The organism is Iocasia fonsfrigidae, assembly GCF_017751145.1.
In the GTDB taxonomy this organism is placed as follows: Bacteria; Bacillota; Halanaerobiia; order Halanaerobiales; family DTU029; genus Iocasia; species Iocasia fonsfrigidae.
Window position 1 is genome coordinate 2,866,277 of sequence record NZ_CP046640.1, and the last position, 17,676, is coordinate 2,883,952.

The 17,676-nt window shown below is 33.8% G+C and carries 18 protein-coding genes and 3 tRNA genes; 6 read left to right on the forward strand and 15 right to left on the reverse strand.

Annotation, left to right across the window (positions count from 1 at the left end):
* Positions 1 to 610: 610 nt before the first annotated feature.
* The 4 genes from GM661_RS13780 to GM661_RS13795 all read right to left on the reverse strand — a co-directional run bounded on the left by GM661_RS13780 (position 611) and on the right by GM661_RS13795 (position 2,562).
* Positions 611 to 916 (reverse strand): hypothetical protein, encoded by a 306-nt coding sequence (locus GM661_RS13780; RefSeq protein WP_230867361.1) that lies wholly within the window; start codon positions 914 to 916, stop codon positions 611 to 613.
* Between the two features lie 216 nt (positions 917 to 1,132).
* Complete coding sequence (locus GM661_RS13785) at positions 1,133 to 1,864, reverse strand: Fic family protein (RefSeq protein WP_230867362.1); 732 nt, start codon at positions 1,862 to 1,864, stop codon at positions 1,133 to 1,135.
* A gap of 379 nt (positions 1,865 to 2,243) precedes the next feature.
* Positions 2,244 to 2,319, reverse strand: a tRNA-Thr gene (locus GM661_RS13790).
* Between the two features lie 90 nt (positions 2,320 to 2,409).
* A complete protein-coding gene (locus GM661_RS13795) occupies positions 2,410 to 2,562 on the reverse strand; it encodes a hypothetical protein (RefSeq protein WP_230867363.1) in 153 nt (50 codons plus the stop codon).
* A 123-nt stretch (positions 2,563 to 2,685) separates the two neighbouring features.
* Here GM661_RS13795 and GM661_RS13800 point away from each other — a divergent pair, with 123 nt between their 5' ends.
* Genes GM661_RS13800 through ligD (GM661_RS13810) form a run of 3 tightly spaced genes read left to right on the forward strand, consistent with a single transcriptional unit; the run spans position 2,686 to position 4,727 of the window.
* Complete coding sequence (locus GM661_RS13800) at positions 2,686 to 2,880, forward strand: DUF1540 domain-containing protein (RefSeq protein ID WP_230867364.1); 195 nt, start codon at positions 2,686 to 2,688, stop codon at positions 2,878 to 2,880.
* A gap of 60 nt (positions 2,881 to 2,940) precedes the next feature.
* Entirely contained in the window at positions 2,941 to 3,816 is an 876-nt protein-coding gene (gene ligD, locus GM661_RS13805) for a non-homologous end-joining DNA ligase (protein WP_230867365.1), read from the forward strand.
* 20 nt (positions 3,817 to 3,836) lie between these two features.
* Entirely contained in the window at positions 3,837 to 4,727 is an 891-nt protein-coding gene (gene ligD, locus GM661_RS13810) for a non-homologous end-joining DNA ligase (RefSeq protein WP_230867366.1), read from the forward strand.
* Here the strand turns inward: ligD (GM661_RS13810) and ku are convergent.
* From ku to GM661_RS13855, 9 genes are all read right to left on the reverse strand, one after another.
* A complete protein-coding gene (gene ku / locus GM661_RS13815) occupies positions 4,707 to 5,525 on the reverse strand; it encodes a non-homologous end joining protein Ku (protein WP_230867367.1) in 819 nt (272 codons plus the stop codon). The genes ligD (GM661_RS13810) and ku overlap by 21 nt on opposite strands.
* Positions 5,526 to 5,633: 108 nt before the next feature.
* Entirely contained in the window at positions 5,634 to 5,888 is a 255-nt protein-coding gene (locus GM661_RS13820) for a DUF1540 domain-containing protein (protein WP_125991158.1), read from the reverse strand.
* Positions 5,889 to 5,901: 13 nt separating this feature from the next.
* Positions 5,902 to 6,120: a hypothetical protein gene (locus GM661_RS13825; protein ID WP_125991159.1), complete on the reverse strand. Its 219-nt coding sequence runs from the start codon at positions 6,118 to 6,120 to the stop codon at positions 5,902 to 5,904.
* Positions 6,121 to 6,507: 387 nt separating this feature from the next.
* On the reverse strand, positions 6,508 to 7,026 hold the full coding sequence (locus GM661_RS13830; RefSeq protein ID WP_230867368.1) for a DUF3231 family protein: 519 nt from the start codon (positions 7,024 to 7,026) through the stop codon (positions 6,508 to 6,510).
* A gap of 371 nt (positions 7,027 to 7,397) precedes the next feature.
* On the reverse strand, positions 7,398 to 8,351 hold the full coding sequence (locus GM661_RS13835; RefSeq protein WP_230867369.1) for an ABC transporter ATP-binding protein: 954 nt from the start codon (positions 8,349 to 8,351) through the stop codon (positions 7,398 to 7,400).
* Positions 8,352 to 8,354: 3 nt separating this feature from the next.
* Entirely contained in the window at positions 8,355 to 9,401 is a 1,047-nt protein-coding gene (locus GM661_RS13840) for an ABC transporter ATP-binding protein (RefSeq protein ID WP_230867370.1), read from the reverse strand.
* Positions 9,402 to 9,418: 17 nt separating this feature from the next.
* Positions 9,419 to 10,552, reverse strand: coding sequence for an ABC transporter permease (locus tag GM661_RS13845; RefSeq protein ID WP_230867371.1), 1,134 nt, complete (start codon positions 10,550 to 10,552; stop codon positions 9,419 to 9,421).
* Positions 10,552 to 11,499 carry an ABC transporter permease gene (locus GM661_RS13850; RefSeq protein WP_230867372.1) on the reverse strand — a complete coding sequence of 316 codons (948 nt, stop codon included), beginning with the start codon at positions 11,497 to 11,499 and terminating at the stop codon, positions 10,552 to 10,554. The genes GM661_RS13845 and GM661_RS13850 overlap by 1 nt, the downstream gene beginning before the upstream one ends.
* Positions 11,500 to 11,660: 161 nt before the next feature.
* Positions 11,661 to 13,370 carry a peptide ABC transporter substrate-binding protein gene (locus GM661_RS13855; protein WP_230867373.1) on the reverse strand — a complete coding sequence of 570 codons (1,710 nt, stop codon included), beginning with the start codon at positions 13,368 to 13,370 and terminating at the stop codon, positions 11,661 to 11,663.
* A 358-nt stretch (positions 13,371 to 13,728) separates the two neighbouring features.
* On the opposite strand from GM661_RS13855, the gene GM661_RS19240 reads away from it, so the two are divergent.
* Complete coding sequence (locus GM661_RS19240) at positions 13,729 to 14,082, forward strand: DUF3899 domain-containing protein (RefSeq protein WP_407929597.1); 354 nt, start codon at positions 13,729 to 13,731, stop codon at positions 14,080 to 14,082.
* Between the two features lie 151 nt (positions 14,083 to 14,233).
* Here GM661_RS19240 and GM661_RS13860 read toward each other — a convergent pair.
* Positions 14,234 to 14,322: transfer RNA gene (locus GM661_RS13860), tRNA-Leu, on the reverse strand.
* Positions 14,323 to 14,464: 142 nt separating this feature from the next.
* Entirely contained in the window at positions 14,465 to 15,658 is a 1,194-nt protein-coding gene (locus GM661_RS13865) for an S-layer homology domain-containing protein (protein WP_230867374.1), read from the reverse strand.
* 224 nt (positions 15,659 to 15,882) lie between these two features.
* On the opposite strand from GM661_RS13865, the gene GM661_RS13870 reads away from it, so the two are divergent.
* Positions 15,883 to 15,958, forward strand: a tRNA-Gly gene (locus GM661_RS13870).
* Between the two features lie 346 nt (positions 15,959 to 16,304).
* A complete protein-coding gene (trpB, locus tag GM661_RS13875; RefSeq protein WP_230867375.1) occupies positions 16,305 to 17,492 on the forward strand; it encodes a tryptophan synthase subunit beta in 1,188 nt (395 codons plus the stop codon).
* Positions 17,493 to 17,676 lie beyond the last annotated feature (184 nt).

Here is a 17,676-nt window from a genome sequence, read left to right on the forward strand (position 1 = left end):
ACCCCCTAATATCTATTATTACACTAATTTGTTATTTTTATATTACTATTTTATTATATTTTTATTCATTTATGTTATGTTTTGTTAACATTATTATACCAGCTTCTATAAAAGTATTAAAGGCCCCGTTAACCTGTCTTAAATATTTTTATAAAAAAGAAGACACAGAAGTCACTTTGTTCATGGTTCTATAAATTTTTATTGTTGTCAAATTGTTGTCAAAATAAAAGAGAGCCCTTTGTAAAAGGCTCTAAGATCTTTGATATAACCAAAACCTACAATTTAAAATAAATGTACTATCAGCTGATTTGTAGATATTAAGTCAACCATATATTCTTCTCGGGTCATAATAGAACTTGTTATTTGGCAATCCAAATGTAGACCACATTTGGAAAATCAGAAATAATCCGGCACTGCAATGGTTCAACACTTTTCTTGTATACTGTGTATTGGCTGTAAAAATCTTTTATTTTATATTCTTTAAGCATTATAATGTAACCAAGTTCATGAGCTTCATAGGCCTTAGCCAGACTTGGCTTGGCGAATGAATTTGGGTGTAGCGACAGCGGAACCTTAAACCCCATGTTTATGTGTGGTTGGACAACCCCACTTAAAAAGGTATATCCCCATTAAGAAAATCATAATCCACATTAATTTCAAGTTTTTTATTATTCATATCATCTTTTTTATCATCATTATCTTCTTTTATATCTTTCTCATATTCTTCCCATGTTATTCCATAAGGAGCACCACCTGACGTATATCCTGCTATAAAATAAAAATTACTATCTTGCCAGGGGGCTAATTCACTCTTTTCTTCTCGCTTTTTCTTTTTACCAGCTTTTGACTTAGCCTTATATTGTTTCAAAATTTGCACTTTATATTTTGGATCAATTTCGTATCCTAATAATTCCAATTCAGCTATAGCACAAACTTTATCTACTCCAAACCATTTACTATAACCTTTAACTATATTTTTCCCTTCATATGTAGGAACCCAATTTTCAGCTACAGTTAATCTTTGTTTTCTATTATATCTTTTTCTTCTTGGAGCAACGATTTTAAATCCCCCTAGACAAAATATTATCTGATGTCAAGATTCTTTCTTGAGCCTGCATTTTCTTTTAAGCTTCTAATATATCAATTTCAAATATAAATCTAAACTTCTATTTAATGCTTCAACTATTAATTTAATGAACCCACTATAATCTCCTGTAGTATGAGCTTTATCTAAAGTCTCATAATATTTTACCCTGTCTTCATTTCTAACAATTATTATTGGATATCCGTTTCTCATCAATTCAAAGTTCAATAAAACTCTTGCTGTTCTTCCATTACCATCAATAAATGGATGTATTTTTACAAAATCTGTATGTAATACTGCGGCTCTCTCAACTGGATGTAATTCTTTGCCCTTTCCGTAATACCACTCAATTAATTTTTCCATTTGTTCTTGAACTCTAATAGGGTCTGGTGGTATATGTTCAGCCCCACTAATAACAACTTTTTCTTTTCTATACCTTCCAGCGTTATCATCATCTATTCCTTTCAAAATTAAATTATGTATATTTTTTATTTGCCTTTCTGATAATTTTTCATTATTATTAATTATGTCTTCCATATACAAAATTGCTTCTTTATGATTTATAACTTCTAGATGTTCTTTTAATGTTTTCCCACCAACAGTAATACCATCTTCTAATACAACCTTCGTTTCTGATAAGGTTAATGTATTGCCTTCAATCGCATTTGAATTATATGTCCATTCTAAAAATAATTTCTCTCTTAAGCTTTTCAGTGTATTTTTCGGTAGTGGTCTTTTCTTTTCAATTTTATTTTTCTTTTTATCAATCACTTCGAACATAATCTTAGCCCCCTATACCTATGTAGTTTTACCATATAAGAAAAACTAATTACTAATAATCACCTTATAACATAAGTATACTATCATTACATAGAAAATCCAACTTTATTAGACTAATTATTTTTTCTTTTATCACTCAATTCTGATTTCAGATAACTATAATATTTACTACATAAATATTTAATTCTTTTATTCTAATTTTATGTAATGTTTTATTTCTATAATTAACCAAAAAGCAATAGACTCCTTTATGAAAATCCATATATCTTAAAAAACTCCCTCCCGGGAGCTTCCAATTTAGTCGAATCTATATTGTTGTCAAATTGTTGTCAAAACAAAAAAGAGCCCTTTGCTAAGGCCCTAAGATCGTTGATATAACTGGAGCCGGCAAGGGGACTTGAACCCCTAGCCTGCTGATTACGATTCAGCTGCTCTACCAATTGAGCTACACCGGCCTGACTTATTATTAACAAGAATTAAATCAAGTTCAACTCCACTCCTATTATATAAAATCACTTTCCTATATGTCAATCACTTTTTTCTTCTTATACCAGCTTTAGCCTCTCTTTTTTCACTCCTTTAACCTGACGCAGTAATAATTCCTTTTTTCTGCATTCAGCACATAAATCCTCGTAATAATCTAGTTCTTGTTTAACCCTGATTGATCTGATTCTACTACATAATGAACATAATTTCACCACAATTCCCCCTAATAATAGTTATGCTTACTATTATTATAACCAGCAAATAAACAGTTAAACATAAATTAGGCGAATAATAAGACACCTGTGTGGGAAAATAGCTATAGGAGGTGACTGCTTTTGCCTAGTATTAAATGTAATGTAGATAATTGTTCTTACTGGGATACAGGAGATATCTGTGGTGCTGATGCCATTGAAGTCCAGAAGAACTTCTTTGGTAACACTGACATGGAGGCAGGTGCTATGGGGGCCGACCCCTCGATGTCAAATCAGACAAAATGTGCTACCTTTAAGCCGGCAAAAGATAAGAAGTAAGTACCCTCTTACAAACGGCGGGAATAACTTTTCCCGCTTTTTTTCTGTGAGGTTATCATTATGTTAAAGCCACCACTTAACCCTATGCTACTTTACACAAGAAAAAAACCCTTTAATTCCAGAGACTATATCTTTGAGTTAAAATGGGATGGTTACCGCTGTCTAGCCTATATTAAGCAAGGAAAAGTAACCCTGCAGAGTAGAAACAAAAAATACTTTACTGATAAATTCCCTGAATTAAAAGATATATCCGACCTGATAAAAAACAATAATGCTGTTCTAGATGGAGAAATATGCTGGCTTAATAAAGAAGGTAAACCAGATTTTAAAAAACTACAGGGTAGATTATCTACTATTAAACCAGATAAAAAAGAGTCTATCTCTCTGATTGTCTGGGATCTGCTTGCTAATAATAATGAAGATGTCTATCACTTACCACTATTGGAAAGAAAAAAAAAGCTGGCTGAAATTATAAAAAAAGAAAGCAGATTATTAATTGTTACTCCATATATAGATACAGACGGCAAAAAGATGTTTAAATTTGCCCAGGATAATCAACTTGAAGGAATAGTTGCCAAAGAAAAAAACTCACCCTATGAATTTAAAAGAAGTAGATCCTGGTATAAGATAAAGATCTGGCAATACACCGATGTTCTAATTGTCGGTTATTCAAGGAATAATACTGCCCTGCTTGTAGGTGAGTTAGACAAAGATAAGTTAAATATTTTAGGCAAAGTTAAACTAGCCCTTCAGGAGAACGAAAAAGAAGCCCTCTTTAGGTTTTTACCTTCACTTCATACAGAACAATTAGTAAGCAACAAAGATTTTCCTGATATAATATGGGTAAAACCGCATCTTAAGTGCCGGATTCGATATACTGAACTAACCCGGCATAATACCTTTCGCCACGGCTATGTTGTTCGAATTTTGTTTTAATCTGTAAAAAAGGAGCTATTATGAGTACAATACGCATTAACAACTTTAAGGTTGAACTCAGCAATTTAGATAAAGTTCTCTGGCCTAAACAGGGTTATACTAAGGGAGACCTTATTAATTACTATATAGATATATATCCCCTTATTCAAGACTTCCTGGCTCAACGCCCCTTGTCACTTAAATCCTATCCTGATGGAATTAACGGAAAATCATTCTTTCAAAAAAATGCACCTGACTATGCTCCACACTGGTTGAGTACCTATGGTATTTACTCTAGACATAGAAAAGAGGCCATCAACTGGATAACTGTTAATAAACTGGCTGATTTAGTCTGGGTAGCTAATCGCGCCTCAATTGAATTACACAGCTGGTTCTCCACTATTAATAAACCTGATGAACCAAGCTTTGCTGTTTTTGACTTAGACCCGGGGGATAGATCAAGGTTTAAAGATGTAATCGATATTGCCTTAGTTATTAAAAAAATAATAGATGAAATGAAACTCATTGCTTTTCTTAAAACATCCGGTAAATCTGGACTTCATATCTATATTCCAATCAAAACCGGCTATAAGTTTACTGCTAGCAAAATTTTTCTGAAATCTATCGCAGAGATGGTTATAAGAGTAAAACCCGGTTTAGCTACCATTGAATGGCGTAAAAAGAAACGGGATGGAAAGGTATATATAGATTATAGGCAAAACGGTAGAGGTAAAACACTCCCTGTACCCTACTCTATCCGTCCCACAGCAAATGCTACTATCTCTACACCACTTAACTGGGATGAACTAAACCCTAAGCTCAGCCCAGAAAAATTTACACTGGCCAATATTGCTAATAGATTGAAAAAAAAAGGGGACCTCTGGTCAGATATTCTGCAAATCAAACAAAGTCTACCCAGTTATTTGCTTTGACTCTTTTTTCTCTTTTTCTTTCTTTTCACTTGCCTCAACACTGGCTTTTAATTTATCCATTAGATCAAGCACTTTACTTTCCACAGGGGCAGTCTCATGAATCTCTACCTCTTTACCTTCTATTTTTGTCCTTATAATATCAAGTAACTCTTGTCTATATTCATCATCGTATTTTTCTGGTTCGAATTCTGCAGTAAGATTATCTACAATTTCTACCGCCAGTTCCTCCTCTTTATCACTTATCTTAATCTTATCTTCCATTGTTTTTATAGTCAGGTCATCAACTGTTTTAACCTCATCTGCAAAATACATCGTTTCCATCACAAGCAAATCATCCATAACCCTAATTACAGCCAAACTTTCTTTATTTCTGATAGTTATTTTACTGATAGCTACTTTCCGGGTGTTTGCCATAGCCTTTTTCAAGAGCAGATAAGGCTTTTCACCACCCTCTGCAGGGGCTAAATAATATGTCTTAATATAATATATCGGATCTATTTCTTCTAATTTAACAAAATCTATAATATCTATTGTCTTAGTCGATTTAACAGGAATATTATCAAAGTCTTCATCCCTGAGTACAACAAACTTATTATCTTCATATTCATAACCCTTGACCAGGTCCTGGTAGGGTACTTCTTCATCACATTTTGTACAATACCGCACTGTATTAACCGGGGTTTTACATTTATTATGAAGGAGTCTAAATCTTATATTATTTTTATTTGTGGCTGTCGATAAACGTATTGGAACATTAACCAAACCAAAACTAATCGCACCCTTCCAGATTGTCCTCATTTTACCATCCCTTTTGTGTATTATATTCCAATTAAGATAAAACTAATCTAAAACAAAGTATTCATACTAGTTATGCCGCAGCTATAATTATAACTGCGGCATAAGCTATTAAAATCCTCCTTCTCCTCTCTGATATTTATCACGGGGAACAAACGTTTTGCAACAACACTCATAACACTCATTTATTGATGTAAGACCTCTTTGGCTTACTATTTGATTAGTCTGCTCTACATCCATTTCACTGGATAAATTCTGGGCATCTTCATCACTGACAATTAGTATCTTATCAGCAATACAAAGATTGGGTTCTGACCACCACTGGCAATTATTAATCGTACAGTGAACATGTAATTTTTGCTGCATTTTTTTCCTCTTTCTAATTATTAAATTCCATATTATATAATTCTACCCGGTAACCCTCCTGATCTACTACTTCAACAGTAGCTTCCCTCGGTTCATTATTTTCACGTCGTTTCCCGGCTTCAAATAAAACCCGATGACCCCTGTAAGGTATTTCACCATACTCAGCATCTTTTAATTTACTAAATATTTCACTGGCAAGTGCATGGGTAATAGCCTCTTCTGTCATATCCATTATTTATCACCCCTATAAGTTTTATTAGTTCATTAATTACTATTACCATCTTAGCACACATAATACAATTATATTTTGTTTTTATCGTGGTAATTAATAACACAAACTTTAACAATTAGTTAACAATATCTTAATATTCCTGTAAAGCAACACTGTTATAATATTTATTAGGTAAGATATAGATAAATCCTGTTTTGCCCTATTAATAGTCCATTAATGGGGCTCTTTTTTACCAATATAATTTTTAATGTAATTCTAATCTTATTCCAATAGAATTTTAATCTTAATATGTTATTATTATTTCAGAAAAGAGAAATACCCCTTTGTATTATTGTTTTCCCTCTTAATGCCGCCTAGTAGGCGGCTTTATATATTTTTAACTTAACATCAGTTATTACTCTTCTCAGGTTTAGGAGGCATATTCAACCATCCTTTCAATTTGCCATATTTCATTAAATCATCATATAAATCCACTTCTTTTTTTAGAAACCTGACAATTACTGGTCTTAACTCATCATTCCATAAAAATTTAAATGTCCTAACATGGGTATCCAGAAATTGGCTCATTCCATTTAATATTTCCCTGTAAATCATCTGGTCTGACCATAAAGGATTACTGGAGGACGAAGATGTTACATCAGCTGGAGGCCTATCTGGTAGGGGAATTGAATATTCTTTAAATATATCCTCTAATTCATCAATTTGAGACTCTAAAATATCTAACCCTTCGCTTATTATCATTTTAAAGTCAGGATCATGGGCATAGCTAAACAATATTTGAGTCTTTTTCAATACATCATACCTGCTAACAAGATGAGCCCAGAGCTCAAATATTTCTCCGTGATGAAGTGCTTTATTTTTATTATTATTTTGTTTATTTTTTAGTATTTTATCTATAAAAGACATATTTGTAATACCTCCTGTTGCTTATTTTATTATAATTTACTTGATAGCTAATTCTATGCATTAATTATAAACTATTTAAGTTACCATAAAACATTTGTTCGACTATAAAATCAAAAAAAAGAGTCTATCATATATATGTTATTAAATAGGGTAATAAATTGGATTAACACTCTTTTTAGGACAATTTTTTCTCGGACATTAAGATCCTGGGGTAAAATAATTCAATGACCCATGTATTCTATGCCCTATAAGTAGTTAAACAATATATTGTTTTTATATAAATATTCTTTCTTTTATTTGAAAATTTATTACTTCCCTTTGGCCTTGTATATAGTATAATTTAGCTGGCCTCTATATTTATCAAGGTTTAATTATTTCTCAAGTTCTTTTTTATAATTCTCTATTTCTGATTTAGAAGCAGACACAAAATGACCTGGTTTTATCTCTATTAATTCATGCTTTTCAACACTATAATCATGAATATTCAGATCATAATAAATTCGTTTTCTATTTCTTTCAAACCTGGGGTCAGGCAATGGAATTGCAGAAAGTAATGATCTAGTATATGGATGCAGAGGATTTTTGTACAAATCATCAGCAGCTGCTAATTCGACTATCTTTCCATAGTACATAACTCCAATTTTATCTGAAAGATATTTTACCACAGATAGATCATGAGCAATAAATAAAATTGTTAAACCCAATCTTTTCTTTAATCTATTTAATAAATTTAAAACCTGAGCCTGAATTGATACATCTAAGGCAGAAATGGGCTCATCTGCAATAACCAGCTCTGGTTTTGCAATTAAAGCCCTGGCAATTCCAATCCGCTGCCTCTGTCCTCCTGAAAATTCATGAGGATATCTTGTAGCATGATCCCTTGTTAAGCCTACCATTTCAAGCATTTCATAGATCATTTCCATCATTTCTTCTTCATTACTAGATAGTTTATTAATCTTAATACCTTCCCCAATAATCTCCTTGACAGTCATTCTGGGATTTAATGAAGAAATGGGGTCCTGGAAAATCATTTGAATACCTCTTGTTACCTCTTTGCGCTCTGTTTTACTTAATTTTTTGGAAATTAACTTACCCTTAAAATAAATCTCTCCACCTGTAGGCTCATATAATTTAATGATGGAACGCCCTGTTGTAGTTTTTCCACAACCAGATTCTCCCACTAAGCCAAAGGTTTCACCCTTATTAATAGCAAAACTGATATTATCCACTGCTTTTATTTTTATTTTATTTTTTCCATATCCGCTAATAAAATACTTTTTTAAGTTCTTGACCTCAAGCAATGGTGATTCATTAGATTGTACCATGATTTACCACCACCCTTCCGATTGCTTTTTAATACGTTTTTTCAAGATACCAGGCATTTCTATTTCAGGCGCAGCAGGGTGCTGTAACCAGGTAGCAGCATAGTGTGTGTCACTAATTTTAAACATTGGTGGTTCCTCTTCAAAGTCTATTTTCATTGCATACCTATTCCTGGCTGCAAAAGCATCTCCTTGGGGAGGATAAAGCATATTTGGTGGAGTTCCCGGTATGATTAGCAGCTCATCAGAATTATCTGTATCTAAATCTGGCATTGAGGCCAGCAAACCCCAGGTATATGGATGTTTAGAATTATAAAAAATTTCATTTACAGTTCCATATTCAACAATTTTACCTGCATACATAACAGCAACACGGTCTGCCACACTGGCAACTACACCTAAATCATGTGTAATAAATATTACTGACAGTTCACGTTCCTCCTGAATTTTTTTAATTAAATCTAAAATCTGGGCCTGTATTGTGACATCCAGCGCAGTCGTCGGTTCATCACATATTAATAGCTTAGGATTACATATCAAAGCAATTGCAATAACAATCCTTTGTCTCATCCCACCTGAAAACTGAAACGGATATTGATTATATCTTTTTTCCGGCTCTGGAATACCCACTGCAGCCATCATTTCGATAGCTTTTGTTTTGGCCTCAGCCCTTTTTACTTTATGCTTTACCAGCAGTGCTTCTGTAATTTGTTTGCCTATCTTCATTACAGGGTCTAATGAAGACATAGGGTCCTGAAAGATCATAGAAATTTCCTGCCCCCTAATATCAGAATATTCGGCATCAGAAAATTTAAATAACTCCCGTTTGTCATAAATTATTTTTCCACCCTCTAGATTAGCATTTTGAGGCAATATTCCCATTATCGCTTTATTGGTTACTGATTTCCCTGAACCAGATTCACCCACAATAGCCAGAGTCTCACCCTTATATAGATCAAAACTAACCCCTCTAACAGCATGCACTTTCCCTGCATAGGTATTGAAGGTAATATATAGATCCTTAACTTCCAAGACTTTTGCATTATTTATCATATCATTACCCTCCACTTTTATTCAAAGCCCCTTAATGTTGGATCAAAGGCATCCCTTAATCCATTACCAAATAAATTAAATGACAGCATCAATACTGAGATTAAGACAGCAGGAAATAGAGTTAAATGGGGATAATTAAGTAACTGTCTCTGCCCTTCGGCAAGCAAAACACCTATAGAAGGCTCTGGTGCCTGAAGTCCTAGTCCTAAATAAGCCAGAAAAGATTCGGTAAAAACAGCCCCAGGAATTGCCAGAGTCGCCTGGGTTATTGTTGGTCCAATCGCATTAGGTAAAATATGTCTAAATATTAACTTCCTATCTTTAGCCCCCATTGTTCTGGAAGCTAAAACATATTCCTGTCCCTTATATTTGTAAAATTGTGCCCTAATCATACGGCTCATACCAATCCATCCGGTCAAGACCATCGCCATTGCCAGTGGAATTATGCCGGGTCCTATATAGATTATAAATAGAATGATTAATACCAGACTAGGAATTCCAGCCAAAATTTCTATTACCCTCTGCATATACATATCTACTTTACCACCATAATACCCTGAAATTGCTCCATAAATAATTCCAATAAAAACATTAACTAAAACAGCCAGGGTAGCTATAATCAGGGAAATTCGAGACCCTCTCCAAAGCCGTGTCCATAAATCACGACCTATAGAATCTGTACCAAACCAGAAATATTGATTACTCATATTTTTAAGTTTATATATATCTACCTTAACTTTAAGCATCTCAATTTTTCGCCCATGATAATCAAGTTCATATTCATCAATTATCTCTTTAACTGAACCCTGATATCTACCATCTAAACTGCTTTTTCTTATATTTTTAACCCTGGTACCATCAAATATTCCTATCTTCTCCAGTAATGGTATACGTGGTGGTAACAAAGTAGCCTGCAGATTTTGTTCTCTATAGGTATATGGATTCATCAATGGGCCAAATATAGCCAGAATAATTATTACAATAATTATCCAGGCAGCTACAATTGCTGCTTTATTCCTGGTAAAACGGATCATAGCATCTTTAAAAAATCCTATTGCTTCCCCCTGAAATTTTTCATCTCTAATCTGCTGATTTAATTGTACAAATTCAAAATCTTCCCTGTCCAGCTTAATAGTTTCATCCGGTTTCATTATTTACCACCCCCGATACGAATACGGGGATCAATAATTCCATAAGAAAGGTCTACAACCAGAATTGCAAGCAAACTAATTAGGGAATAAAAAAAAGTTATGGCAATAGTCAGAGGGTGGTCATTGGCATTAATCGATCTAACCATTAAACTCCCTGTTCCAGGTATCCCGAAAATATTCTCAATAACCATCGCTCCACCTAAAATTGAAAAAAACATAGGTATAATTATATTAGCAAGAGGGATAAAAGAATTCCTGATAGCGTGCCTTACTGTTGCCTGTACCTGTGATAATCCCTTGACTTTGGCCAGTAGCATATAATCAGAATTTATGGCTTCACATAGTTCTGAACGCATATATCTTGTAATTACTGCAATCCCTCCAAAAGAAAGGGCTAAAATGGGTAGAATCATTGAAACAAATTTGGTCCAGCTTAATGCCCTTTCAGCAGTCATCATTATCGGCAGTAATCCCCACTTAAAGCCAATTAAATATTGTAATAAAGCAGCAAATACAAATGACGGTATCGATATAAAGAAGATTACCATAGTTGAAATAACATGGTCAGACATTTCATTTTTTTTCAGGGCAGCAATAATTCCCAATATAATACCCGTAGGAATCGTAAGTATTAATGAAAATATATTCAACTGTAAGGTTATTGGAATCTTTTCCATTAGAATTTCAAAGACAGGGACTTTAGGTTGAATTTTTATAGATGTTCCAAAATCACCGACTATAAAATCATTTAAAAAGTGGCCATATTGAACAATTAAGGGGTCATTTAGATGATATTTATTTTGAATTGCTACTCTGATATCTTCTGGCAGCATCGGGTCATCAAAGATATTTCCTGGCATCGAATGAAGAATTATAAATGATAAAGTAATAATTATAAAAAGTGTAATTACCATAGCGGCAAGTCTCTGGCCTATATATCTGAGCATTTAACTACCCCCTTTTTGCAATTTGATTAGCTTTAGTAATTTAGACTCTTACATAATTAATTATCGTCAAGAACTTCATTAAGGCTTCTATTATTATTAAACTAGATGTAAAAATTCATTATGAAAGACCTTAATTAACAATTCTTAAAAAAGTTTAAGAATTATTCAATAATTTCTGACTGTAATACAGCAAAACCTACATCAGCTGGAAGGTATTTTCCCTTAGTATGCAGTCTAATCCTATCCTGATATATTACTGCATTATCATTCTGGAAGATTGGCACCATGGGAACATAATCAAGCAAAATCCTCTCCATTTCAACTAAGGCATCCAGTCTTAACTGATCATCCAATAATAAATCTCCCGTAGTTGTCCTTTCATACAGCTCATCAAAGGTTTCATCATACATTCTATCATTTTTTTGTGGAAAATCTGAGGTCCAGACTTTCATACTGGACCATGGGTTAAGTGGATTTTGACTCCTGGCGCCTATACCTAAATCAAAATCACCCTGCTCATAGGCATCATAAGCAGCTGTTGCTGGAACGGCCCTTAGTTTAATCTTCAATTTATCTCTCCCAAATAATTGTTCATATTCCTGTTGTGCTACCTCTGCTAATCTTTTAAAACCCTCTGACCCATCAAAATAGATTATTTCAATAGTAATTTTTTTATTTCCATTGGCTTGATAAGCCTTTTCAAAATACTCTAAAGCCAGGTCTGCTTTATAAGTAATTCCTTCACCTAGCAAATTCCTGGCCGCTGATGTCTCACGGTATTTCTGTCCTCTCTCTATACTGCCCACCATACAGATGGTAGAAATAAAATATGGGGCAGACTTAAAGGTTTTAAATACCCCTTTGGATATGGCATCCCTATTCATTCCATAAAACAATGCCTTTCTAAAATCATTATTCTGCAAAATAGGATTGGTTTTTGAGGCACTATTAATATAAAAACCCCAGACCGTATTAGCCTCAGAATAAACTAATCTGGGGTCTTCACTATATCTATCAAAATTATTTCCACTTACTGATACACCATCTAGTTCATTATTTTCAAACATCTGCAGTCTTGTAGCAGACTCCAAGACCACTCTACTTCCAATTCTATCAACTTTATAAATATCAGCTAAAGGACTATTTTCATTTTTATCAAATTCCCTATATTGATCCCGAATCCATTTTGTTAATCTATATGGCCCACAGGAAGGGGTTGATTCAAGGTCTGTCCCATAACTTGTCTCTGTTCTATCTTTATTCATCCCTGCTTCATACAATTCTTTATGGACTGGGAATAATGATGTGAATACACTATATACATCTACTGTGGGCATGGCAGTTTCCAGGGTGAATTTCAGGGTATATTTATCTATAACTTTAATTCCAACTTCATCCCAGCCTACTTCGTTTTTAAAATACCTTTTAGCATTAACAACCGGGATATTATCAAATAATAAAAAAGCAACATAATTTGCCTGTTTGGGATCAAGTAACATCTTTAAAGAGTATTCATAAGTATCTGCTGTAATTACTGTTCCGTCTGTCCACTGTAGACCTTTTCTCAATTTAACTAGCCAGGTAATATTATCTTCAGATGTGGGCAGTTCTCGGGCCTGAACTGGCACAAATTTGATTTTTTCACCATTTTCATCAGCAACAATATCCAGCAAAGAACTATAAATATAAGTCTGTAAAGTCCTTGCTTGAGCAGATACCCCTGCATATGGATTAAAGCTTTCTACACTTGTCGAGGCACTCCGATATACTTTTATTTCATCTCCATATACTTCATTGCCAACTGTAATCAATAAAATCATCATTATCATAGCTAAAAAAAATACTAATGTTTTCTCGGGTTTTCTAAGCATAACTCTCCTCCTCATTAAAGTATTAATTCAAAAAAGGATAATCACTGAATTTATAAATCACTAGCTTTGCATAATAAAATCTTTTAAAATTCAAACATAATATTCCTAAAATTGTTTGATTATATAGAAAAACTCCTTATAATTAGGATTAAGAATAAGGAGCATACCTATGGATAAAAGATACCACAAAAACAACATTTTATCAATACTAGCAGCAATAATTTTGAAAAAGTGTTAGCTGATTTTACACTTACACTTCACATCACAATTTCAAAATTGTAAAAGTACAGTCTGAATGCTATAATAAATAAAGTAATTTATTATTCAAGTTATCCAAGAAAACGGGGGCATAATTTTAATGATTATATTGGGTATTATTACAATAATTTTTAGCTACTTTTATATAATTTTATGTGAGCATTCTTTTTTATATAATCTCTCAAATGCTTTTTTTATTACTGGCATTATTTATTTTTGTATTGCCTTAATAATTTATATCCGCAATGTAGGATTTTTTAAAATCATCACTTATTACCAATACCAAAAGAAACAGGACAAGATAAATAATTATAATAAAGAAAATAAGAACAGCATGAAATTGCACGAATTTTTTGCTCTAAAATACTCAGAGCAATGGTCTTATGCCATTTTTCTAAAGTTTTCAATTCCTTTAATACTAATATCATTAATTCTTGCCTTTATTTCAAAATAAACTTATTTTACTCCACCTATTTTCTGAAAATAGACCAGGTTGTTAATATAGATTTTTAAGCATATAAAAAAATGTCACATTTTCGACACTTTTAAGCCAAAATATTAAAAGAGCTAGTCATCAGCTACTAGCTCTAATCCCTGTCATATCATGGTGCCGAAGGTGGGGGTCGAACCCACACGGGCGATAAAGCCCACTGGATTTTGAATCCAGCGCGTCTGCCAATTCCACCACTTCGGCATGTTGTTTAACACTTATATATATTAACATAATTACTGTTAAAAAGCAAGATTATAACAGGGAAATTATATTCATTTTTTAAGAAGTAATTCCCCTGTTATATTATTTTTATAGTTATAGTACTAACACTCTTTACCCATCATTAAGAAATAAAATCAGAGTTTAAAACTTCCAGTACCAGTCGCTGCACTACTTCAATCTGTGCATAGGATTTAATTTTCTCCCAATCACCACTTAGTAAACTCCTGGTAATATCCAGCGGAAGTCCGGTCTGAATGGCAATTGCTTCAGAAAGCCTGTCCCTGCTCAATGATTCTAACTGATCCCAGTCTGTTGACATAATTGCCTCTACTTCTCCTATACTAAGTCCCTGGTTAATTAACTGATCTTTGACTGCTGTTCTAACTTTTGGTCTTAAAAACTCCAGGTTTCCATTAGATATCTCTTCTACCTCATCAGTATTTATAACACCATTAGTAATAGCACTAATCTCTGCTGCCAGGTCCTCCTGGGTAACCATACCATAGGCCTTAACATATTTTACATTATCATTATGATCAGCAATTACAAAAACCTTATCTGTTTCCAGTATTTCCTCTAAAGATATATTTCTATTATTACGTGCTACCAGGATATCATCACTATAATCATATATTTCCCGCTGTCCATCCAGGAAATTAATAGATACCTTCTGGGAAGTAGGATAAACATCAGTTAAATAACCTGTACCAGCAGAGAGATTGGCCATCTTACTGAGACATTTAGCAGCTTCTGCCCTGCTTGTATTCTCTTTTGGTGAAAAATGGTTTCCATCTGTTCCTTGGACTAACTGTAATTTTTCCGCTATTTTAATATAATCACTTGCCCAATAATCATTTGATATATCATCAAAGGGCTGATATTGCTCAAGGTTGATTAAAACCTGCTTATCTGTTACTCCAAGTGCTTTTATCATAATTGTCACCATCTCTGCCCTGGTGATAGGTGCATCAGGCCGGAAGGTTTCATCAGGATAACCAGTAATAATTCCATCCCTGATCAGGGCATTAATTAAGTTATGTTCTGGATATCCTGCCAGGTCTTTTAAATGTGTATTATTATCTGGCAAAAGACTTAATTGTCTAGCCAGAGATACAGCAAATTCCCCCCTGCTAATATTTTGATCTGGTTTAAAGGTCCCATCTGTATAGGTCTCCATCACTTCATTATTCACTAGATTAAGTATATAGTCCTGGGCCCAGTGATTAGAAATGTCAACTGGTTCAGCTGCTAAGACTGTTTGTAGTGAAAATACTATAGTAAGAATTAATGCCAGCTGTTTTAAATGTTTAAACATTTTTAATCTCCTTTCATTTTCTTTTAAGAATAGAATATTATGGTATATTAATTATTTTTTTTACAATTATACTAGCTATCTACAAATATATCATAAATATCTTTAAAATACTATAAAAACAACCATGTAATATCTGGAAGGAGTCCAGTAGAATTACTGCTAAATCCCCCTTGTCAAAAAATTAATAATATGCTATAATTAAAACAATTAAATAAGATACTTATGCGGACATAGCTCAGTTGGTAGAGCGTCGGCTTCCCAAGCCGAAGGTCGCGGGTTCGAATCCCGTTGTCCGCTCCATTTGTACCAGGAGGTGAGATGAGTTTAGCTGAGGAGAGTATTATTAGATGTTTATTTACTGTTAGACAGTAAGTATCAGGTTAGCTGAGATGAGAAGAGTTTTCTGGAAAAATTATAGGTATATAATTTTATTTCCTCTGAAATATTTGAGGAAGATTCTATATTTATATTACTCGATTATCTCAAACCTTACTTACTTATAGTAAGGTTTTTTTAATGGCTAGGAAATTATGTGCTTTCACATATTGTGGATAATTTCTGCCATCAAGAAATTTACATTTGAAGTAAGATGGTGAAGCAATTTTGTTCTTTTTAACAATTAATTAAACAGGAGGTATTAGTAATTATGGCTTTAGATGAAAAGAGTATGGTTGATGGATTTTTTGGTGAATTTGGCGGCAGATATGTTCCTGAACCATTAATACCGGTGATGGATGAATTAAAAGATGCTTTTTATAAATATAAGGATGACCCGGATTTTAAAAAAGAACTCGCTTATTATAACAAAGAATATATCGGTAGGGCTAATCCACTCTATTTTGCAGAAAAACTCAGTCAGAAATATGCTGCTAAAATTTACCTCAAACGTGAAGACCTGAATCATACAGGTGCACATAAGATTAATAATACTATCGGTCAGGCATTACTGGCCAAACGAATGGGGAAAAACCGTATTATCGCAGAGACAGGTGCTGGCCAGCATGGTGTTGCTACCGCAACAGCCTGTGCCCTAATGGATATGGAATGTATTATCTATATGGGAGAAATCGATACCAAAAGACAGGCCCTGAATGTTTTTCGTATGGAACTACTGGGAGCTACCGTTATCCCGGTGAAAACAGGGGGAAGAACCCTGAAAGACGCTGTTGATGAGGCCTTAAAAGATTTAATAGAGAACTACAATGATACCTTTTATATGTTAGGCTCTGCTGTAGGCCCAGACCCCTATCCTACTATTGTCCGTGAATTTCAGTCTATCATTGGCAAAGAGGCCAGGGAACAGATCCTGGAAAAAGAAGGGAGACTACCTGATTATCTGGTAGCCTGTGTAGGTGGGGGTAGTAATGCTATAGGTCTATTTCACCCTTTTGTCAATGATAAGGAAGTTGAGATTATTGGTGTTGAACCAGGTGGTAAAGGTAACAAACCTGGTGAAAATGCAGCATCACTTAATTTTGGAAACAAGGGAATTATTCACGGCTTTAAATGTTTTCTACTGGAAGATGATAATGGTGAAATCTCATCTACCTATTCGATTGCTGCCGGTCTTGACTATCCCGGTGTTGGTCCTGAACACAGCTATCTTAAGGACTCTGGTAGGGCTAAATATGCTCTGGCCTATGATGAAGATGCCCTGGCTGCTTTCCATGAACTATCAGAAACAGAAGGAATCATCCCTGCACTGGAAAGCTCACATGCCATTGCCTATGGACTCAAACTGGCCTCAGAGCTTAATGAAGATAAAATAATCATTATTAACCTATCAGGCCGTGGTGATAAAGATGTTCAGCAGATTGCAGAATTAGAAAAATAGAGAAATATAAAATCTTAATATTTGATTAAAGACAGCCCTCAGGCTGTCTTTTTTATTTTTTATGATAATTCTACTAAGTATAGCTGTACACAGGTATTTATAAAAAAACTTTTTCGGCATTTTATCCCTATAAAGCTTGTTATATCAATCCTCATAGCCATTTTTCATTATAATTTTCGGGCTA